Origin of the sequence: Campylobacter ureolyticus, assembly GCF_013372225.1 — a bacterium.
Classification (GTDB): Bacteria; Campylobacterota; Campylobacteria; order Campylobacterales; family Campylobacteraceae; genus Campylobacter_B; species Campylobacter_B ureolyticus.
In genome coordinates, this window is sequence record NZ_CP053832.1 from 938,294 (window position 1) to 959,462 (window position 21,169).

The 21,169-nt window shown below is 27.0% G+C and carries 23 protein-coding genes; 6 read left to right on the top strand and 17 right to left on the bottom strand.

Annotated elements, in window-relative coordinates:
* Nucleotides 1–450: 450 nt before the first annotated feature.
* A complete protein-coding gene (locus tag CURT_RS04760; RefSeq protein WP_018713099.1) occupies nt 451–1,500 on the bottom strand; it encodes a DHH family phosphoesterase in 1,050 nt (349 codons plus the stop codon).
* Nucleotides 1,497–1,895, bottom strand: a complete 399-nt coding sequence (locus CURT_RS04765; protein WP_018713100.1) for an Rrf2 family transcriptional regulator — start codon at nt 1,893–1,895, stop codon at nt 1,497–1,499. The genes CURT_RS04760 and CURT_RS04765 overlap by 4 nt, the downstream gene beginning before the upstream one ends.
* 158 nt (nt 1,896–2,053) lie before the next feature.
* Between CURT_RS04765 and rpsO the strand changes: the two genes are divergently transcribed.
* On the top strand, nt 2,054–2,326 hold the full coding sequence (rpsO, locus tag CURT_RS04770) for a 30S ribosomal protein S15 (RefSeq protein ID WP_016647015.1): 273 nt from the start codon (nt 2,054–2,056) through the stop codon (nt 2,324–2,326).
* A 293-nt stretch (nt 2,327–2,619) separates the two neighbouring features.
* Here rpsO and CURT_RS04775 read toward each other — a convergent pair whose 3' ends face one another.
* The 11 genes from CURT_RS04775 to CURT_RS04825 form a co-directional block, all read right to left on the bottom strand.
* Nucleotides 2,620–3,057 carry a hypothetical protein gene (locus CURT_RS04775; protein WP_018713102.1) on the bottom strand — a complete coding sequence of 146 codons (438 nt, stop codon included), beginning with the start codon at nt 3,055–3,057 and terminating at the stop codon, nt 2,620–2,622.
* A gap of 521 nt (nt 3,058–3,578) precedes the next feature.
* Nucleotides 3,579–4,286: a carboxy-S-adenosyl-L-methionine synthase CmoA gene (gene cmoA / locus CURT_RS04780; RefSeq protein ID WP_018713104.1), complete on the bottom strand. Its 708-nt coding sequence runs from the start codon at nt 4,284–4,286 to the stop codon at nt 3,579–3,581.
* On the bottom strand, nt 4,283–5,101 hold the full coding sequence (locus CURT_RS04785) for a bifunctional riboflavin kinase/FAD synthetase (RefSeq protein ID WP_018713105.1): 819 nt from the start codon (nt 5,099–5,101) through the stop codon (nt 4,283–4,285). Before CURT_RS04785 ends, cmoA begins: the two co-directional genes overlap by 4 nt.
* Nucleotides 5,083–5,616 (bottom strand): lipocalin family protein, encoded by a 534-nt coding sequence (locus tag CURT_RS04790; protein ID WP_115651892.1) that lies wholly within the window; start codon nt 5,614–5,616, stop codon nt 5,083–5,085. The genes CURT_RS04785 and CURT_RS04790 overlap by 19 nt, the downstream gene beginning before the upstream one ends.
* Nucleotides 5,585–6,283, bottom strand: coding sequence for a 23S rRNA (cytidine-2'-O)-methyltransferase TlyA (gene tlyA / locus CURT_RS04795; protein WP_018713107.1), 699 nt, complete (start codon nt 6,281–6,283; stop codon nt 5,585–5,587). Before tlyA ends, CURT_RS04790 begins: the two co-directional genes overlap by 32 nt.
* A 9-nt stretch (nt 6,284–6,292) precedes the next feature.
* Complete coding sequence (gene ligA / locus CURT_RS04800) at nt 6,293–8,242, bottom strand: NAD-dependent DNA ligase LigA (RefSeq protein WP_018713108.1); 1,950 nt, start codon at nt 8,240–8,242, stop codon at nt 6,293–6,295.
* A gap of 21 nt (nt 8,243–8,263) precedes the next feature.
* Nucleotides 8,264–9,400, bottom strand: coding sequence for a dihydropteroate synthase (gene folP / locus CURT_RS04805; protein WP_018713109.1), 1,137 nt, complete (start codon nt 9,398–9,400; stop codon nt 8,264–8,266).
* Nucleotides 9,401–9,428: 28 nt separating this feature from the next.
* Nucleotides 9,429–10,046 (bottom strand): DNA polymerase III subunit delta', encoded by a 618-nt coding sequence (locus tag CURT_RS04810; RefSeq protein ID WP_018713110.1) that lies wholly within the window; start codon nt 10,044–10,046, stop codon nt 9,429–9,431.
* Nucleotides 10,043–10,585 carry a HobA family DNA replication regulator gene (locus tag CURT_RS04815; protein ID WP_018713111.1) on the bottom strand — a complete coding sequence of 181 codons (543 nt, stop codon included), beginning with the start codon at nt 10,583–10,585 and terminating at the stop codon, nt 10,043–10,045. Before CURT_RS04815 ends, CURT_RS04810 begins: the two co-directional genes overlap by 4 nt.
* A complete protein-coding gene (locus tag CURT_RS04820; protein WP_018713112.1) occupies nt 10,585–11,784 on the bottom strand; it encodes an aspartate kinase in 1,200 nt (399 codons plus the stop codon). Before CURT_RS04820 ends, CURT_RS04815 begins: the two co-directional genes overlap by 1 nt.
* The gene (locus CURT_RS04825) at nt 11,784–12,248 is read right to left on the bottom strand and encodes an RNA pyrophosphohydrolase (protein WP_018713113.1); all 465 of its coding nucleotides are present in this window, start codon (nt 12,246–12,248) and stop codon (nt 11,784–11,786) included. The genes CURT_RS04820 and CURT_RS04825 overlap by 1 nt, the downstream gene beginning before the upstream one ends.
* Before the next feature lie 121 nt (nt 12,249–12,369).
* On the opposite strand from CURT_RS04825, the gene hemW reads away from it, so the two are divergent.
* The 5 genes from hemW to CURT_RS04850 all read left to right on the top strand — a co-directional run bounded on the left by hemW (nt 12,370) and on the right by CURT_RS04850 (nt 17,879).
* On the top strand, nt 12,370–13,419 hold the full coding sequence (gene hemW / locus CURT_RS04830; RefSeq protein ID WP_018713114.1) for a radical SAM family heme chaperone HemW: 1,050 nt from the start codon (nt 12,370–12,372) through the stop codon (nt 13,417–13,419).
* A gap of 46 nt (nt 13,420–13,465) precedes the next feature.
* Nucleotides 13,466–13,933, top strand: a complete 468-nt coding sequence (gene tatB / locus CURT_RS04835; protein WP_018713115.1) for a Sec-independent protein translocase protein TatB — start codon at nt 13,466–13,468, stop codon at nt 13,931–13,933.
* The gene (gene tatC, locus CURT_RS04840) at nt 13,926–14,663 is read left to right on the top strand and encodes a twin-arginine translocase subunit TatC (protein WP_018713116.1); all 738 of its coding nucleotides are present in this window, start codon (nt 13,926–13,928) and stop codon (nt 14,661–14,663) included. Before tatB ends, tatC begins: the two co-directional genes overlap by 8 nt.
* Nucleotides 14,656–15,675 carry a tRNA preQ1(34) S-adenosylmethionine ribosyltransferase-isomerase QueA gene (queA, locus tag CURT_RS04845; protein WP_018713117.1) on the top strand — a complete coding sequence of 340 codons (1,020 nt, stop codon included), beginning with the start codon at nt 14,656–14,658 and terminating at the stop codon, nt 15,673–15,675. Before tatC ends, queA begins: the two co-directional genes overlap by 8 nt.
* Nucleotides 15,676–16,388: 713 nt before the next feature.
* A complete protein-coding gene (locus tag CURT_RS04850) occupies nt 16,389–17,879 on the top strand; it encodes a C69 family dipeptidase (RefSeq protein WP_026320320.1) in 1,491 nt (496 codons plus the stop codon).
* A gap of 323 nt (nt 17,880–18,202) precedes the next feature.
* Here CURT_RS04850 and CURT_RS04855 read toward each other — a convergent pair whose 3' ends face one another.
* From CURT_RS04855 to CURT_RS04870, 4 genes are all read right to left on the bottom strand, one after another.
* On the bottom strand, nt 18,203–18,706 hold the full coding sequence (locus CURT_RS04855) for a hypothetical protein (RefSeq protein ID WP_018713119.1): 504 nt from the start codon (nt 18,704–18,706) through the stop codon (nt 18,203–18,205).
* A gap of 100 nt (nt 18,707–18,806) precedes the next feature.
* Nucleotides 18,807–19,193, bottom strand: a complete 387-nt coding sequence (ruvX, locus tag CURT_RS04860; RefSeq protein ID WP_018713120.1) for a Holliday junction resolvase RuvX — start codon at nt 19,191–19,193, stop codon at nt 18,807–18,809.
* Between the two features lie 24 nt (nt 19,194–19,217).
* A complete protein-coding gene (gene dprA / locus CURT_RS04865) occupies nt 19,218–20,006 on the bottom strand; it encodes a DNA-processing protein DprA (RefSeq protein WP_018713121.1) in 789 nt (262 codons plus the stop codon).
* Entirely contained in the window at nt 19,993–21,168 is a 1,176-nt protein-coding gene (locus tag CURT_RS04870) for a divergent polysaccharide deacetylase family protein (RefSeq protein WP_018713122.1), read from the bottom strand. Before CURT_RS04870 ends, dprA begins: the two co-directional genes overlap by 14 nt.
* Between the last annotated feature and the right edge of the window lies 1 nt (nt 21,169).

Below are 21,169 nucleotides of genomic sequence, written 5' to 3' on the forward strand. Positions count from 1 at the left end.
CACTTTATCATGCTTTTGCATAAAAATCAATCTAAAAACCAAAATACACATTTTATTGCATTATTACTTATGGATAAGTTTTAAATTTTCAAAAAGTAAAGTAAGGAAATGACTATATATTGTTGTTTAGCAAGGTTTTATTTTGCCAGGGGATTTTAATTTATAAAAGTTTGAAAATTACAGTTTTCAATACAAAATATTAAAATTACTTTGTATTTATCTTTTTATCATAGTTTTTTTAGCTTTATATTTAGTATGTTTTTATGTATTTTTTAATTTTGTTTTTAATCCGTTTTAAAAACAAATTTATTTGCATAAGATTGTATTGTTTATTGTGTTTTTGGTTTTTAGAGCCTGCTGTAATTATAAAATTAAGTATGTAGAAAAAAAAATTAAATATTGGTAGCTAATTTTAAGTAAATTAATTCTACCAATATTTTTATTACTAAATTAAGCTAAAGAAGTTTTTTTAGAAATTAAATCAGTTATTTGATCTTTTATGGATTGGTAATTATAGCCGTCTTTAAATCCAGCATAAAATCCACCGCTTGCATTTATATGCCCTCCTCCACCGACTAAATCTTTAGCCATTTGACTTACATCCGCATTTCCATTTGCACGAAAGCTCAATGTTTTTTTAGAAGTAACATCTATAAAAAAGTCAATATCAGGATTTTGCACTAAAAAATCATTTCCTATGATTGAAGTATTGCCTATATTATATGTCAAGATGCCTTTTTTATCCAAATATGATATTTCAAATTTTTCTCTATCAGCACTAAGCTTTTCTACTATAAATTTAGATATCAAATTACTAAGTGTGTCATCATTTTGTTTTTTAAAATACTCTTTTTTTATTTTATGCAAAGCCTCATCAAGCGCAATATGACCGTTATCTTGATCGAAAAAAGTCTGTGATTTATCTAAAAGATAAAATATATACTCTCTACTATTTTCATCAAACATTATCTTATTTATCTCTTTTGCTCCACTTACTACACCCATGCAAACCTTACCCATTTCAAACCAATGATTGTCTTTTAGCCAGATATCAACAGCATTGACAACATTTACAAACTTAAAAAGCCTATCATCTTTACCATATAATTTACTAAAAAAATCATAAGTTATAAGAGTTGCACATCTTGAACTATCCATTAAATACCAAGGAAATTTTTTAGAGCACTCAAGTCCAGTTTGATGATGATCAAGTAAAAAAATAGTTGAATTTTTATCTTTTAATGCATTTTCAAATTTTTCGCACTGTTGTAGACTTAAATTTAAATCTGTAATTAAAACAATTGATTTTTCATAAATTTTTTCATTATTTTCATTAACTTTGGCACTGTTTTCTATTAAATTTAAAATCTCTTCAAATTTAGCCTCTATTTCTCTTCCATAGTTGGAATTAAAAAATAAAATATCCTTAAAATAATGTTTTGTAACTAACTGTGCTCCATATCCGTCTAAATCTGTGTGTGATAAATGGTAAATTTTCATATTTTCTCTTTTATTATGTCTTTTAAAAAAATTGTTTCTAAGAAGTCATCTACTTGGTTTTGAAGAGTATTAAAAGTATTCCAAATTTGGCAATTATCACTTTTTTCACACTCATCTTTCGATTTCGAACACTCAAAAACGCTTCCTGCATGCTTCTCGGTTTTGGAAATTATCTCTTTTAGATTAAAATCTTCCTTTGCTAGCATAAAACCACCGTTTGCACCTTTATATGAAACTAAAATTCCAGCTTTTGCTAAATTTTGCAGTATTTTAGCTAAAAAGCTTTTTGAAATATCAAGCTCCTTTGATATAGTATCTACATCTTGTGGGCTATCTTTTTTAGCTATAAATATAAGTGAAAGCAGTGCATACTCGCTGGCTTTTGTAAAAAGCATCCAAACTCCTTAAAAAAATATATTGCTATTTTAGTAAGTTTTAGCTATTAATAAGTTTAAATAAGCAAATTTTAATTATTTTTTATAAAATAAGCTTGATTTTATTTTTTTTAGGTATCATTAAAACTCATTTTAATTTAACCAGTCAGGAGGTCATTATGGCTTTGGATTCGGCAAAGAAATCAGAAATAGTTGCGAAATTCGCTAAAAAAGAGAACGATACAGGTTCAACAGAAGTTCAAATAGCACTTTTAACAGCTAGAATACAAGAACTTACTTCTCACTTACAAGATAATCCTAAGGATTTCTCATCAAGACTTGGTCTTTTGAAAATTGTAAGCAGAAGAAAAAAACTTATGAAATATCTAAAAGATAAAGATTACGATAGATATACAAAAATTGTATCTGAACTTGGTTTAAGAGATAGATAAATTTTATAGCCCTATTTTGGGCTATTTTTTAAATTTAGTATTTTTATAAAATCACTTTTTTATGAAATTCTTCAATAGGTAAAATTTTTAAAACAATTCTATATAATAGATAAAACAAAACAAACGTTAAAATTAAAATATAATCACTGTCTTTGTCTGTCTTTAACGCAGAAATTAAAATAAAATTTATTAGAAATATATAAAAAATCCAAAGATATTTTACATTAAACATAAAAATCTTTTCAAATTTATTTTTTATTTTATATTCTGTATGGCAACATTCGCACATGCTTTTATAAACCCCCAAAAATATCAGCAATTAAAGAACCACTAATATCAAACTTTCTTCCATCAACACCATTTTCTAAGTATGTTTTAAAAAGTTCATAGTTATCAAAATTATAGGCAATCTTTAGGAGATTAAACATATTTTCATTTTCTAAAAGTCTTAAATCAGCACCTTCTAAGATTAATTTTTTTGTTAATTCTATAGATAAATTTTCATCCTGATGTGATTTAAAGGCAATAACATAAGCTAATATTTCTTTTAATCCTTTTGTAGATAAATCTGCTTCTTTTCTTATCAATAAATTTATAATTTCCAAATTTAACCTATCTTTTTCCGTGGATAAAAGATATGGAATTGCCGCGATACCATTGCTATTTCCTAAATTTACAAGCTTTGGATTTTTATCAAGCATGGCTTTAACTTTATCGTAATCATCAGCCATTATAGCTTTGCATAATTCATCAACTTGTTTAGTTAAATTTTGGTCTTGTAAGGTAGTTTTATCATCTTTTATAGTATCTGCAAAGTTAAAACTTAATATTAAAGATATAAAAAATATTGCTTTAAAAATTTTTATTCCTTTTGTTTAAATTTTATTCTCATCTTTTTTATATATATTACAAGGCAAAAATCCAATAAACAATCTATAACCTATATAAAAAATTAAAATAGCAATTAACCAAATTTCTCCACCAAAACTAATTGGCGATATATAATCTATTACCGTAACAATCAAAAATATATGTATAGGCAATAAATATAATACACACAAACTCAAAAATATTGCAATAAAATAATTTATGCCATAGTTTGTATTGCATTTATTGCAAACAAACCCCCAGCTTCCAAAAATATACTCTTTTATAGAATTACATTTTTTATTTTATTTCCACAAACTTCACATTTTTTGTAAAGAAATCCCATTTGTTTTTTCCTTAGGCTGCAAATTTATAATTTTGTTTTTTAATTCTTAATCGCCATAAATGATGCAAAATTTCCCCATTTAAATATAGTTTCTATTACTTTAAATCCAGTATCTTTTAATAATTTTTTATTTTCATCTTCACTAAATGGTATAAGAACATTTTCTAAAGCTTGTCGTTTTTGAGCAATCTCATATTTTGAATAGCCATTTTTTTCTTTATATTCTTCATAAATTTCTATCATATTTTTAGATAGCTTTTTATCTTCATAAAGAAGCTTTTCACTAAGTATTAAAATTCCACCCTCTTCTAGTCCATCATATATTTTTTTTATAAAATTTACTCTTTTTAAAGGGCGAATAAATTGTAAAGTATAGTTTAAAATAACAGCATTGACACTATTAAACTCAAAAGTTAATGCATCTGCTTCTATAAATTCAACCTTACTTCCATACGCTTTTGCTTTATTTTTTGCAATTTCTTGCATAGCTTTTGAATTATCAACTCCACAAAGTCTAAATTTTGGATTTTTTTCAAATAGTTTAAAAAGCAAAGCACCAGTTGAGCAACCAAGATCAATTATAAAAGCTTGACTGTCTAAATATTTTACTAAAATTTGAGTTATTAAATTTGATGAAACATCATAAAATGGTACCGATCTACTTATCATATCATCAAACACACTTGCAACATTTTCATCAAATTCAAATTGTTTTAAAATTGGCTGTTTAAAAATTTCATCTTTCACAATTCATCCTTTTTTAAAATATCTTGTGCTTTTAATATATCTTTTGAAATTTGAAATTTTAACTCATTTAGGTTTTCAAATTTTTTGTTATCTCTTATAAAATCTTTAAATTTTATTGTGATTTTACAATTTATTCTATCTTCATTAAATGGCTCTATTATATGTGTTTCAACACTAAATTTATCATCTGTTGAAAGCCTATTTCCTATAAAAGTAACACTTTTAAAGTCTTTGTTATTTAGATTTGTAAAAGTTGCATAAACACCATTTTTTGGTAAAAAATAGTTGCTTGTATCTAAATTTAGAGTTGAAAAAAGCTCTTTTTTACCTAAACCTTGACCTTTTATCAAATCTCCTTTTATTTCATAAACTCTATCTAGTAGCAAATTTGCCATTTTTATATTAGCTTTTTTTAAAAATTCCCTTATTCTTTCACTATGAACTGAAATATTATTAATCTTTTTTTCATTAACTATAACAACTTCACCATCAAAAATATTTTTTAAAAAAATAGCATCCGCACTTCTGTTTTTTCCAAATTTAAAGTCATATCCAACAACTATTTTTTTTAAATTTACAAACTCATTTTTTAAAAGCTTTATAAACTCTTCTGGACTCAGATTTTTAATATCATTAATGTTTTTATAAAAAATAGGTAAATTTATAAAAGACTCTCTTTTTGGAGTTAGTTTTAATCCATCATTTTCAATGACTAAAATTCCACCATCATAGCAATGTGAAAAAAGAGTTTTGTGACCTAAGTGAATGCCATCAAAATGTCCAATAGCAAGAGATTTTATTTTTGATTTATCCATTTAATATCTTCAACATTATAGCCATCTTTTTTGGCATTTTCTAAATAAATTGCTTCAATTAATGCTGGAATTTGCTTAGTTCTTGATAATATATAAAGCTTTTTATGATCTTTTCCATAAATTAAAGCATATTTATAAGCATCTATTTTTACTATATAAAGTGGCTCATAAACAAGCCCAAATTTTGAAATTTCAATCATACTTTTATTATCATCTAAACCAAATCTTGCCTTATATTCATCTTTTACAACTTTGTCATCTTTTGCAGTAGAACTTTTTATAACCTTTATCTCATTATTATATACGCTGAAATTTATAGTTGAATTTGTTAAATTTGCATCATTCATAGAAGCTATTTCATACCAAGTTCCACTAAATTTATAGATATCAAAGTCCCCTTTTATAACTCTTTTTGGTGTAGTTAAATTTGTATTATTACAGCCACTTAGTAAAATTAAAGCTGTAAAGCATACTAATAAACCCCTATTTTTTAAAAAGGTAAAAATACTCTTCATTTCCATTTTTTCCTTTTAGTTTTGATTTTTCTTTTTTAAGCATTATAAGTCCTTGTTTTGCAGCATTTAGTTCAAATTTGTTCATAGCTTTTAAAATAGCTTTTTCATCTAAAACCCTGCCCTTTTTATCTCTTTTTGCCTCCACGCCAACTTCAAATTGTGGTTTAAATAAAATTATAGCAAACTCTGTAAAAAGCTTTGATAGTTTTTCAATTACTAAATTTAATGAAATAAAACTTATATCACAAGTTAAAATATCAAAAATTTCTTTATTTTCAAAGTTTTTTATATCTAAATTTTCATAAACAAAAACTCTTTCATCTTTTTTTAATTTTTCATCTAATTGGTTTGTTCCAACATCAACACCAACAACTTTTTTGACATCATTTTTAAGTAAAATCTGTATAAAACCTCCAGTAGAGCTGCCAACATCAATAACTGTTTTATTCTTTAAATCTAAATCAGTATCTTTTAGAAATTCTTTAAGCTTAAAAGCTGCACGAGAGACATAAATTTCACTCATTATTTCAACTTTTGCATTATCAATATCTAAGCTATTTTTTTCTAAAAGCTCACCATTTATTAAAATTTTTTTATCTTTTATAAATTCACTTGCTTTGTTTCTGCTTATATTTAAAGCATTTGCTACATACAAATCAGCTCTCATTTTTACTCTTTAAAACTCACTTTCTAAAAGCTTTAAAAACTCACTCTCATCTATAACTTTAACACCAAGTTTTAATGCGTTTTCTAATTTGCTTCCAGCTTCACTTCCGCAAAGCAAAAAATCAGTTTTTTTAGAAACAGAGTTTGTAACTTTTGCACCATTTTCTAAAAGTAAATCTTTAAAATAATCCCTGCTTTTACTTAAAGTTCCAGTTATGACAACAGTTTTATTGTTAAATACACTATTTTTAGTTTCAAAAACTGATGGTTTAGGGTTTATGATATTGGTTAAATTTATAATTTTTTCTATATTTGTTTCTATAAACTCAACCAAACTCTCAGCCATTGCTTCCCCAAAGCCATCAAGATTTAAAAAATCATCTTTTTTAGCATCAATCCACTTTAATCCAAAACTTTCATCCAGTTTTTTTGCTGCAACTTCGCCTATATGTTCAATCCCCAAAGAAGTTATAAAACGGTAAAGCGGAGAGTTTTTAGAACTATTAATAGCATTTAGTAAATTTGCAATTTTTTTATCTTTAAAGCCTTCTAGATTTTCTAAATCTTCTTTTTTTAGATTATAAATATCTGGAATTTTTGCTATTTTTCCCTCTTCAAAAAGTGTTTTTACGATAGCTTCACCAAGTCCGTCTATATTCATGCACTTTTTAGAAGCAAAATAAATAAGTGAGTTTATAACCCTTGCTTTACAATCAAGATTTTGACACTTTACAAACACACCCTCATCAAGTAGATGCGAACCACAAACTGGACAAGTTGTAGGGCGTGAAATTTCTGTCTGGCTTCCATCTCGCCTGTCTTTATAAACACTTGTTATTTTTGGTATTACATCGCCACTTCTTATAATATTTACAAAATCATTTTTCATAAGTCCTAGGCGTTTTATCTCGTCAAAATTATGAAGAGTTGCATTTTTTACAATAGCACCATCTATTTCAACTGGCTCTAAAACTCCAACTGGAGTTACCACCCCACTTCTTCCAACCTGCAAAGCAATATCTTTTAGTCTTGTTACTTTTTCAACTGCTTTAAATTTATAAGCCACCATAAATTTTGGAAATTTAACAGTATATCCAAGTTCTTGACATTTTGAAAGCAGATTTATTCTTATGACCATTCCATCCATTAAGATCTCTTTATCATCTCTTTTTGCGACTAAATCATCATAAGCTTTTGTAATTTCATTTTTAGTTTTACAAACTCTTATAAAACTATCTTGTAAAAAACCAAGTTTTCTAATGAAACTCATAATCTCAAAATGAGTTTTTAAACCTAGTTCATTATAGCCTGCATCCCAAGGGATAAATTTAAGTTTTCTTTTAGCAACAATACTGCTATCAAGTTGTCTTAGGCTTCCAGCTGCTGCATTTCTAGGATTTGCCAATGGAAGTTCACCGTTTTTTGAACGCTCTAAATTTAACTCGTCAAAATCACTTTTTGATATTACAACTTCACCTCTTATCTCTATTTTTCCTGTGTAGTCAATCTTTAATGGAATACTTTTTATAACTTTTGCATTTTGTGTTACATCTTCGCCAATTACTCCATCGCCTCTTGTTGCAGCACTTTTTAAAATGCCATTTTCATAGAGTAAATTTAGACTTGCTCCATCAAATTTTGGCTCACAATAAAACTCAAATCCGGATTTTTCACCTCTTTTTAGCCAAGATATTAGTTCATCATCGTTAAAAATATCTTCCATAGACCACATTTGATTAATGTGAGCTAGTTTTTCAAACCCATCGCTTATAGCTCCGCCTATTTTTTGTGTTGGAGAGTACTCTAAAATTTCACTTTTGTTTTGTGATTCATACTCTAAGACTTTATTATAAAGACTATCATACTCTTCATCACTTGCCAAAGGGGCATCTTCTGTGTAATATGCCCTAGCCCATAAATTAAGTAAATCAATTGCTTTTATATACTCATCTATTGTCATGTTATCACCAAAATATATTTTTTACCAAATAGATATTTTATTCATCGCTTCATGTAATTTAAACATTTGAGAATGTTCAAAAACATCATGTGTTCTTATTATGGTTGCACCATTTTCATAAGCCTTTAGGTGCAGATATAAACTTCCTGCAAGTCGCTCATCAACTTCGCTTTTAGAATAATAATTTATTACGCTTTTTCTACTTGCCCCTACAAAAAGTGGCAAATTAAAATGTAAAAAATGCTCTAAATGTTTGATTAAAAAAAGATTATCACTTGCACTTTTGCCAAAACCAATACCTGGATCAAGCACAATATCTTTAACACCATAACTATAAATTTCATCTAATTTAACTTTAAAAAATTCATCAATTTCATCTATCAAATCATCGTATTTAGGATCTTTTTGCATATTTGTAGGATCACCTTTCATGTGCATTAAAGAGTAAGTTGCGTTGTATTTTTTTGCCAATTTACAAAGACTTAAATCAGCACTTATATCATTTATAAAAGTAAAACCCTGATTTAGAGCATATTCAAGGCAGTATTCATCAAAACTATCAAGGCTAAATTTTGCTTTTTCATATAAATTCAGTTTATAAATTTCACTAATAATATCTTTTATTCTTCTAAATTCTTCATCTCTTCCACAATATTTACTTCCTGGTCTACTAGAAACTCCTCCTAAATCAATATAGCTTGCACCATCATTAATTTGTTTTTCGATTCTTTGTATTCCAGTTTTTGTATTTACTCTACTTGCTTTATTAAAACTATCTTCATTTATATTTACAACACCCATTATTTCGGGTTTTTTCGGTTTTATAAAATCTTTTCTTATAAATTTAGATAGATTTTTTAAACCAAAATCTTGCAAAGCTTCTTTTTTAGCCAAATTAGCAAGTTGCTTATCATTAGCTATTAAAAGTGCGTTCCCAGCGCCTTGCCCTAAAATCGCACTTCTTTGACAAACAAGCTCCGCGCCAATACTTAAAGCATCTTGCTTCAATATATTTGCAGCTGGTGCTTTTAAATCTTTTATATAAAAAAAGTTTAAATTTGCCTTTTTTTGCATTAACTTTTTACCAACTTTTTCAGGTTTTATACTCTTGCAAATTTCACTAAAATTTGTTTTATTGTTTATTTTAAATATTTTCAATTTCAACTCCTAAAAATTTATAATGTTTTCATATCTTTTTAGCATCACTTATCATAAGTAAAAGTGGTGTTAAAACAGCCCTTGCTTTGGTATTTAAATTTATCAAAATCATAAGTTTATTGATATGATTTAACTCATTTTGATTAAATTTAATGCCTTGCTCAAAACACTCTTTTACTATGGCATGAAGTAAATTTTTTAAACCAACTCTATCAAGAACGCCCTCTTTTTCAAGTTTAATTTGCTTGTTTAAAAAGTTATTTATATCATTTAAGCTTAAATTTCTCAAATTTAACCCAGTTTTTGGTAAAATTTCTTTAATAAAATGATTTTCTATAATAAGCCTTGATCTAATAGTCGGTAAAAATACATTTTTACTATTACTAATTAAAATAAACTCAATATTCTTAGGAGTATTTTCTAAAATTAAAAGAAGTGAATTTTGTGCTTCAGTTCTAAATTTATGTCCTATTAAAACTATAATTTTTTGCTCTTTTTCTGATATATAGGCTTCATCTTTTGCAGCGTTAGTATCCTCTAGTAAAATTTCACTTTTTTCAAATATTCTTAAATTATTTCTTCCAAATTTATTAATTAAATTTGATTTAATAAGCTCAAAATCTCTACAAATTATGATTTTATTCAAAGTACTATCTCATCAAATAAAGCTGCACTAATACTTGAGTTAAAAAGCTTAAAAAGTTGAATTAATTTAATGTCTAAATTTTCATCTTTACCATCAAGATAAAAAGCATTTTCACTATGCTCATCAATCAACCACATATAGCTATTTTCATTACTTTTTGCAATTTGCGAAAAAGATGTTCCGCCACGACCTATATAAAAAAATAGATATCCTTTTGGAAAAGCGAGACTAAGCATATCATCAAGTAGTTCAACACCCTCCTTTGTGTTTATTTCATCCAAATTTGCAAACATTGAACGAAGTGAAAAAAATGGCAAAATTGGTCTTTCATTATCGCTTTTATTAATATTTGTTAAAAAATATCTCTCAAACCAACTTCTTTGCTCGTCACAAAAAACTAAAAAAGCAACCCCATCAAGTAAAAATCTTATCCTTGATGCGGTTAATGGAGACCACTCTTCTCTTCTATCTTCCATCCACGCCGACATCAAGGCGTCTTTTCTAATTTTTGTTAAACTCCACTTATAAAGATCTTGCATTATTTATACAGCTCATAAGCTTCGTGAAGTATCCTAACGGCAAGTTCGCCATATTTTGCTTCAACAATTATTGAAATTCTTATCTCACTTGTTGAAATCATCTGTATATTTATACCATTTTTTGCTAAAGTCTCAAAAGCTAGAGCAGCAATTCCACTATGTGATTTCATACCAATTCCAACAACTGAAACTTTTACTATATTGCTATCACTTTCTACACTAAAACTATCATCTAGATTTGATAAAGCTTTTAATGTTTGATTAAGTTCATTTTCAGGAACAGTAAAACCTATGTTTGCAACACCATCTGTTCCTATATTTTGGATTATCATATCAACATTTGTCTCTTGAGTTGAAAGAATTTTAAAAATTTTTGCTGCAACGCCAGGTTTATCATCAACATTTCTAATTGTAACTCTTGCTTGGTTTCTATCAAGTGCAATTCCGCTTATTATAGCACCTTCCATCTTTTTTTCTCCTGTTATAAGTGTTCCATTGTTTTCATTAAAGCTACTTCTTGTAACTAAATTTATATTTAATTTTTTTGCTAACTCAACTGATCTATTTTGTAAAACTTTAGCACCTAAGCTTGCAAGCTCTAGCATCTCATCATATGTTATTTTATCTAGCTTTCTAGCTCTTGACTCAATTCTTGGATCTGTAGTATAAACACCGTCTACATCTGTATAAATTTCACATAAATCAGCTTTTATAGCTCCAGCTATTGCAACAGCTGAAAGATCGCTTCCCCCGCGACCAAGAGTTGTTACATCTCCGTTTTTATCAACTCCTTGAAAACCAGCTATAACAACTATTTTATCCTCTTTTAAAGCTTCATTTATAGAAGTTGGGTCAATTAGTTCAATTTTAGCTTTTGTATGAAAACTATCTGTTTTTAAACCCGCTTGTCTTCCACTAAAAGCTACCGCTTTATAGCCTAGCTCTTTAAGTGCAATAGCTAAAAGTGAACTCGTAACTCTTTCTCCAGCACTTAAAAGCATGTCAAGCTCTCTACTACTTGGATTTTTACTAAAATATTCAGCATAATCAATTAATTTATTTGTAACACCACTCATAGCTGAAACAACAACAACAAGGCTATTTCCCTCATCTTTTCTCTTAGCTATTCTCTTAGCTACTAAATCTATTCTTTCAAGTGTTCCAACGCTTGTACCACCATATTTTTGGACTATTAGCATTATATATAACCTTTATCTTTAAAATAGTTTAAAACCTCTAAATAAGACTCTCTTTTAAAAGATCTTACATTCTTATCGATTTCATCAAAACTCACAAAATTATAATCGTTAAATTCTGGAATTTCGGTGTTTAGTTTGATTTTAGCATTTTTTTTAAGTCTTACTAAGAAATATTTTTGAATTTGACCGCTATATGGTTTCATTTTTTCCAAAACATCTTCTGGAAAATCATAACTAAGCCATTTTGGATATTCTGCAATAATTTCCACTTTATCAGTTCCTATTTCTTCTTTTAACTCTCTAAAAAGTGCCATTTTAGGAGTTTCACCTTTGTCAATTCCACCTTGTGGAAACTGCCAAGCATCTTTTATATCAACTCTTTTTGCTAGAAAAAATTTCATTTCAAAAGGATATAAAGATGACATTATAATAGCTGCGACATTAGGTCTATAGTTTTTTTCCATTTACAATCCTAAAATTTTTTATAGATTTTAGCTAGTGTTTGTTTAGATTTATGTTAAATTTACTAAATTTACTAAATTTTTATATAATTTTTTTTAAAAAAAATTTAAAAAAGAGTAAATTTTGCACATTTATATACATATTCCATTTTGTGCTAAAAAGTGTCCTTATTGTGCTTTTGGTTCAAGTGATAAAGAATTTGATCTAGTAGATGAATATTTTAATGCTTTAAGTTTTGAGATAAAAAATACACCTTTAAGTAAAATTTCAACAATTTTTGTAGGTGGTGGAACACCAAGTGTTATAAAATCAAGCTATTATGCCAAAATTTTTAAGTTATTTGAGAAGTTCTTGGATGATGATAGTGAAATAACATTTGAAGCAAATCCAAACTCGGCCAATTTTAAATGGCTTAAAGACTTAAAAGACATTGGGGTAAATAGAATAAGCTTTGGAACGCAAAGCTTTAATGAAAAGAAGTTAATTTTTTTAGGAAGAAATCATACAAAATTTGATACTATAAAAGCTGTTGAAAACGCTAAACTAGCTGGATTTAAGAATATAAATGTAGATTTAATTTATGCAACTAAATTTGACTCTAAAAAACTACTTGAAGATGAAATTTTAAATTTAAAACAACTAGAACTTTCTCATATTAGCGCATATTCTCTTATTTTAGAAAAAAATACTAAATTTGAAGATAAAAAAAGCTATCAAAAAGATAGTGTAAACTTAGCAAAATTTTTATTTAAAAAACTTGAAGAGATTGGTTTTAATCAGTATGAAATTTCAAATTTTGGTATAGTTTGTAAACATAATCTTGTTTATTGGCAAGGAAAAAATTATATAGGTTTTGGTGCCTATAGTGTTGGGTTTAAAGACAATAAGAGATTTTATGCTTTAAAAGATACAAAATCATATATAAAAAATCCAAATTTTAGGGATATTGAGAGCTTAAACAATAATGATTTAAAACTTGAAAGACTGTTTTTAGGATTTAGATCAATTGTTGGGGTAAATGAAAATTTACTAAACAAAACTGAACTTAAAAAAGCTCAAATTTTAGTTGATGAAAATAAACTTTTCTTAAAAAATGGAATTTTTTACAATAAAAATTATTTATTAGCTGATGAAATAGCCCTTTTCATAAATGATAGTTTTACACTAAATTAAAGAAAAACTGATAAAATAACAAATTATTTTTTAAAAGGACTAAATTATGTTTGGAATGAGTTTTCCTGAAATTTTAGTCATTGCCATAATCGCTGTTTTAGCACTTGGTCCGCAAAAACTGCCAAAAGCAATGGTTGAAATCGCCAAATATCTAAAAATTATAAGAAAAACAATAAATGATGCAAAACAAAGTTTTGACCAAGAAGTAAGAATTGCAGAACTTAAAGAAGATGCAAAAAAATATAAAGAAAGTATCGCAAAAACAAAAGATGATATCAAAAAAAAGCTTACTTTTGAAGAGCTTGAAGAGCTTAAAAGTGGTATAAATGAAGTAAAAACAGGGGTTACAACAAGCTTATCTGATATTAAAAATGAAATAGACGAAGTTAAAAAAATGCCAGAAAATATATTTGAAAATAAAACTGAAAACTCAAATGATAATAACAGTGAAAATTTGACAAAAAACAATATAGAAGAAAAAAATAGCGATTTAAAAAAGGATGAAAATGTTTGAAGATTTAATCCCGCATTTAGTTGAACTTAGAAAAAGACTATTTATAGCAGCTATGAGCGTTGTAGTGGGCTTTGTAGTATGCTTTTTATTTTGGGAAAATATACTTGATTTTTTACTTGCTCCACTTGAGGGAGTTTTACCTCCTAGTAGCAATGTTATCTTTACTCATCCAGCAGAAGCTTTTTTTACAGCTATGAAAGTATCATTTTTTGCAGGGTTTTTACTCTCTTTGCCAGTTATTTTTTGGCAACTTTGGCTTTTTATAGCTCCAGGTCTTTATGATAATGAAAAAAAATATATACTTCCATTTGTTGCAAGTGCTACTATTATGTTTTTAATCGGTTCATCATTTTGTTATTTTATAGTACTTCCTACAGCATTTGATTTCTTAATAAACTTCGGTGGAGATACTTTTACTGCACTTCCAAGAGTTGGTGAGTATATAGGATTTTTTATAAAACTTATTTTAGCTTTTGGAATTAGTTTTGAACTTCCAATTATTACATTTTTTCTAGCTTTAATAGGGCTTATTACAGATAAAGATTTAGCAGGATTTTTTAGATATGCAATAGTTATAATATTTATTTTTGCTGCAGTTATGACACCACCTGATATATTTAGTCAATTTATGCTTGCAGTGCCTTTAATTTTACTTTATGGCGTTTCTATTTTTATAGCAAAAACAGTAAATCCACAAAAACCACTTTTTGAAGATGAAGAAAATGAATAAGCTTGATAATTTAAACTCATATGATTACTATTTACCAAATGAGCTGATAGCAACGGCTCCAATAATGCCAAAAGAAGAAGCAAAGCTTTTAGTATATGATAGAAAAAATAACTCTATATCGCATCATAAATTTGGTGATTTACCTGAAATTTTACCACAATGTGACATTATTTTTAATGATACAAAAGTTATAAAAGCAAGAATTTACGGTACAAAACAAAGTGGTGGAAAAATAGAGCTTTTAATTAATCGTCCTTTAAGTGATGGAAAATTTAATGTTTATATAAAAGGCAAGGTTAAACCTTTTGATAAGCTTTATTTTAATGAAAATTTAATTGCAAAAGTGCTTGAAATATTTGATGATGGAAGTAGAATAGTTGAGTTTTATAGTGGTGACAAGATTTTGAATTTGAGTGAAGTTTTTGAAATTTTAAATAAAATTGGTCATATCCCACTTCCGCCATATATAAAAAGAGATGATACCAAAGATGACGAAATTTGGTATCAAAGTGTTTTTGCAAAACACTCAGGAGCTGTTGCAGCCCCTACTGCATCGCTTCATTTTAGTGATGAAATGTTAGAAATTTTAAGAAAACAGCACGAAATTTACTATCTGACTTTACATGTTGGAGCTGGAACTTTTAAAGGTGTCGAATTTGAGGATATAAATAAACATATTATGCATTCAGAATATTTTAATATTCCAAATGATACAGCTGAAATTTTAAAAAGCAATCGCCCTATTTTAGGTGTCGGAACAACAGTAACAAGAGTTGTTGAAGATTACGCTAGAAATAATGTTTTAAATGGAGAATGTAAATTATTTTTAAATTATAAAAATCGCCCAATTAGACAAAACTATCTTTTGACAAATTTTCATTTACCAAAATCCACTTTAATTATGCTTGTAACTGCATTTATAGGATATGAAAAGACTATGGAAATTTATAAAGTTGCAGTAGATGAGAAATATAGATTTTACTCGTATGGTGATGCGATGTTGGTGATTTAAAATTTTATTAACAGTAAAAAAAGATAAAAAATCGACATTTATGTTTAACAAAGAAGACTTTTAAAAGCTAATTTTATACAAATATGAATTATTTACTAATAAAAATTGATAGATTTATTATAAAATATTAGCTTTTTAAAAATTTATTGAAATTTTTAATGCTTTTGTTAACTAATTATTACTTTTTTGTTTTTAAAAAATATTAACTTTCATAAGCTTATCTTATATTGTTTTAAAATCACTACAAAAATAGTTTAAATATAAAATAAACTTTAAGAAAATACTATATTAAATGTTGACTTTTAATATAGTTTTTGATACACTAACTCATCAAATAGGATATAAAATTTGTTTAGTAAATAAATATAAATCGTTACTTTGTTTTTGCAGTTAAGTGTAAAAAACTGTTAAAAGATAAGATTGCGACAACATTTATAAAGTGGCTAAAAAAATTTACTACGCAAAATTATTAAAATAGAATTTATTTATTGCATCAAGCAAAAAAGATATTACTAGAGTTTAAAAATTTTTAAAATGGTTATATGATAAAGCGTTATAATCAAATGGTTGTTTGTATATAAATAGTATAGGATATCTAATAAAATTACTAAAAAATATATACAAAATCAATAGCAACCTATCTCATAATTTAAGTAGTGAGGTTTCTTGTTAGTGATTTGTGAAAAAATCTATATAAAAAGGAGAAGAAAATGATAAAAAAATCTTTTCTAACAAGTTCTATTTTAGTTGCTCTACTTAGCACATCAGCTTTGGCTTGCACTACAATATTAGTAGGCGAAAAAGCCTCAAAAGATGGTTCAACTTTAGTTGCTAGAAGTGCAGATAGCAAAGCTATAAAAGCTCAAGTATTTCTAATACATCCAGAGACAAAAAATCAAACAGGATTTCATAGCTCAAAAGCACATGATGGAGCAAATGATTTTAAATATCCACTACCAGAAAATGGAATGAGATATACTACAATAGCTAACTCTCACACTAAATTACATGGTGCTGTTGGATATAATGATGCTGGTGTTGGATTGAGTGGAACAGAGACTATTTATGCAAAAGATGAGTTATTAAAAATAGACCCATATAATGAAGAAACAGGTATCACAGAAGATGATATTCCTGATGTAATCCTTCCTAGAATGAAAAGTGCAAAAGAAGGTGTTTTGCTTTTAGGAGAAATTGTTGAAACAATAGGAGCTGGAGAAGGCTTTGGCGTTGTATTTATTGATGAAAATGAAACTTGGTATTTTGAAACAGGTACAGGACATCATTGGATAGCAAATAAACTTCCAAAAGATAAATATTTTGCCACAGCAAATCAAGGTAGATTACAAGCTTATGAAGAGAACAATCCTAATTATCTAGCCTCAAAAGGATTAATTGATTTTGCTATAAAACATGGCACTTATGATCCTAAAAAAGATGGAAAATTCAACTTTACAAAAGCCTATACAAGAGATGATGAAAGAGATACAACATACAACTATCCTCGTGTTTGGTGGGTACAAAAAATGTTTAATCCTAGTATGAAGCAAAAAGTTGAAGACGGATCAAATTATAAAGTATTTTTAGAGCCAGAGAAAAAGCTTAGCGTTGAAGATTTAAAAGCTGCTATGAGATCTCACTATGATGGAACTAAATACGATCCTTATGTAAATCAAAACACTCAAGATGATATATATAGAACAGTAAGTGTATTTAGAACATACGAATCTCATATTATGCAAGTAAGACCTTGGTTGCCAACAGAGATTGGTAGAGTAACTTATGTTGCATTGGGTATGGCTGATTTGAGCGTTTATTTACCTTATTATTATGGGCTAGATGGCTTTATTGATGGATATGATAAAGGTTCATATGAAAGTGATGATGAAAGTATATATTGGGTATATAGAAAACTTCAAACACTAGTTATGACTGATTATAACAAGTACTCTCCTGTTGTAAAAGAAGCTTACAAAAAATTTGAAGCTGATTTAAATAAAAAACAAGCTAAATTTGAAAAAGAGTATGTAGAGCTTTATAAAAAAGATAAAGCAAAAGCAAACGAATTGTTAAACGAATTTAGCAAAAACACAATGACAGAAGCAAAAGAGCTTACACAAAAACTTACAAATGAAATTTTCACAATGCTAACAAAAGATACAGATGCTAAGTGGAAACAACTAAATAAAAATAAAAAAGATTAATCATTTTTAGGAGCTTTTATAGCTCCTAATTTTAATTGAGTTTATATACTATCTATAAAACCTACGGATTGCTATTGTTTTATCGCGGTTAAGTATATAAATTTTAATATATTTATCTAGAACAAATAATAATCTACTGATAGATTTCATCATAATTTATGATTTTTATGACTTTAGTTTATTTAATAAAAAGATTAAAAATTTTATATGGCTTATAGTTTTTTTCTCAAATTTAAAATATTATTAATACTTATTTTTAGTTCTTTTAAAGTATTTATTACCTATTTTTTAATAAAGTTTTTTTTGCAATATTTTTTTGTTGCTTATTTTTCCTTAAAATCATCTTCTAAAAGCCATTTTTTATTTTTAAATAACATTTTACTTGCTAAGAAAAAATATACAAAGAAAAAAGCTGACGGAAAAAAGAATACTACACCTATTATCATAGCTCCCATAATACTTTCAAACAAAAGAGCAATGAAGAAAAAACCACTTATAAAACAAACAATAAAAAGTAAAGAAGTAAATAAAATATGAAGAATACTAATTCTAGTTATATTGTTATCTAATGCTGTAAAGTTATTAAAGGCAAATATATCTAAGTATGAATTTTTCCCTTTACCTTTTTTAAGTCCTATTACTTTAACCTTATCGCCAATATTCAATGGATTTTCATTATATTTAAGAATAAGCTTTTTATCATTTATTTTAAATTTTACTTTATCATAATTACTTGTTGATATGTTTTTATTATTGCCATTAATTTCAGTGATATTGTATGTTTCTAAATCTGTTATAACCCCACTATATAAGTCAAATTTAAACATTTTTTATCCTTTACATAATTATTTTGTTGTATAGAATTATACAACACTTAAACTTAAAAATCATATTAACTTAAATTTGTATTAAATTTGCAACTATCAATTATCTTAAACTATCAAAATATCTTTGTAAAATCACCATTGCTGAAAGACTATCAAGCTTACCATCTTTTTTCTTATGATTTGCCACACCAAACTCCTCTGCTTCAACGCTTGAAAAGCTCTCATCAAAAAACACAATTTCACCATTAAAATCAAGCAAATTTACAAAATGATTAATTCGTCTTCTCATCTCATCTTCGCTACTTCCACCAAGCGGGATACCAACAACGAGCTTTTTTACACTCCATTCATCAAGTATATGTTTTACATCTTTTGCTGCTTGGTTTCTGTTTTTTCTTAAAATTGCATTTATGGGGACTATAACACCATTTTTATATCCAAGAGCAATGCCAATTCTTTTAAGTCCGACATCTATACAAGCAATCATTTTTAGCCCTTTTAAATACAATTGTTATTTTACAAGCACTTTTGTGCCTAAAATTTCAATCTTTCCATCAAACTCATATTCGTAAATTTTATCGCCAAATTTAGCGTAAATTTCATCAAAATTTGAGTTTGACTTTACAAAATTTATAAGCTCATCATCGCTATTTTTTGAAATCTCACCGCCAAATTTTGCAACAAATTTATCAATATCATCTATTAAATTTGCTTTATTTTTTGCTAAAAGTTCATTTGTTCCTCTACTTTCATTTATGCGGTGTGGAAAAACAAACACGGGAATTCCCATCTCATTTGCAAGTCTTGCACTTTGAAGTGAACCACTTCTTAAATCAGCTTGAGCAACTATCAAAGCCTCGCTAAGTCCCACAACTATGCGGTTTCTTTCTAAAAATTGATATCCTTTTGCTGGTGTATTTGGCTCATACTCGCTCAATGCAAGTGAGGAGTTATAAATTTGGTTTATTAAAGCTTCATTTGTTTTTGGATAAATTTGATTTAGACCGTTTCCAAAAACAGCTATTGTGTTTGGAAAAGCTCCTTTGTGAGCGGCCGCGTCGCATCCCAAGGCACATCCACTTACTACACAAAAATCAATATTTTTAAGTTTTGAAGAGAGGTTTAAAATTAAATTTTTAGTGTAAATTGTCATTTTTCTAGATCCAACAATTGCAATTTTTCGTTTTTTTAAAAGCGATAAATCTCCTTTATAAAAAAGCTTATTAGGTGGATTTTTTACTTTTTTTAGGCATTTTAGTTCATCCAATGAACCAATTAACAACTCATTAATACCTTTCATAAATATCCTTTAAATAGACAACTTCAACACCTTTTAAAATATCACCACTATTTTTTAAAACCTTTAAAGTCTGTTTTTTGGGATGACCTATGGCTATTGCAAAGCCTCTTTTTTTAGCTATTTGGACAGCTTTTTTAAGCTCATTTTCAATATCTTTTAAATTTTGAGTATTGTCTAAAAACACATCTCTAAAAATATATTTTTGATTTTTTGATTTTAGCACCTCTTCTACTTTTGAGTTAGATATAGTTTTTGAATCAATAAAAATAAAACCATATTTATCAAGCGCATTTAATAGCTTTATAACGGCCTTTTTATTTGAAGTAAATTTGCTTCCTGTGTGGTTGTTTATAAATTTTGCATTTGGAAAATCTTTTCTAATTTTATAAATTTCTTTTGAAATTTCTTCAAAACTATCATTTGTCTTTAAGGTTTTAATAGAATTTGAGTTGTAATTTAGTGCTTCAAGCGGCAAGTGAATCATATAAAATTCTAAATTTTTAGCTATTTTTGGCGTATTTGGAAAATCACTACTTGCCGGCATTAAAGATGGAGTTAATTTTAAATTAATCTTTTTTATCTCATTAATATGCTCGTATGATGCAACATCATCAATTATAATAACTAATTTTGGAGTTTTATCTCTAAATTCTCCAATTTGTGTATAATTATGCGTAAAATATTGTGTATTTTGGCTATTTTCTTTACTTGTTTTAATATTTTTAAAGCTTTCATCTGAGTTAATTTTTGAAATTTTAGTTAAACTATAGTCTAATTTTAAATCAGAGTTTATAGATATGTCTTCTTTATTTTTATTAATTGATGCAACTACCTCTTGGTAATTGTTTTTTTCTTTTAAATTTTCGCTTTTATTTTCTAAATTAGATCTGTTTTTTTGCAAATTTAATTTTTTTGCGTTATCGCTTTCTTTGATTTCCAAGTTTGCTAAATTTGTAAGTTCGCTTTTTTTATTAACGCTATCTTTAAAAACAAAATCAAGCCCTTTATATGTGAAAAAACCAGCACAAAAACACATTATTAAGAGTATAAAAAGTCCTAAGAAAGGGCGATTTGAATTATTTTTCGTTTTGGAAGATTTTTTATTACTTCCAAAACGTTTTTTACTACCTTGCCCTATTTTTTTATTGCTATTTTTTTTCAAA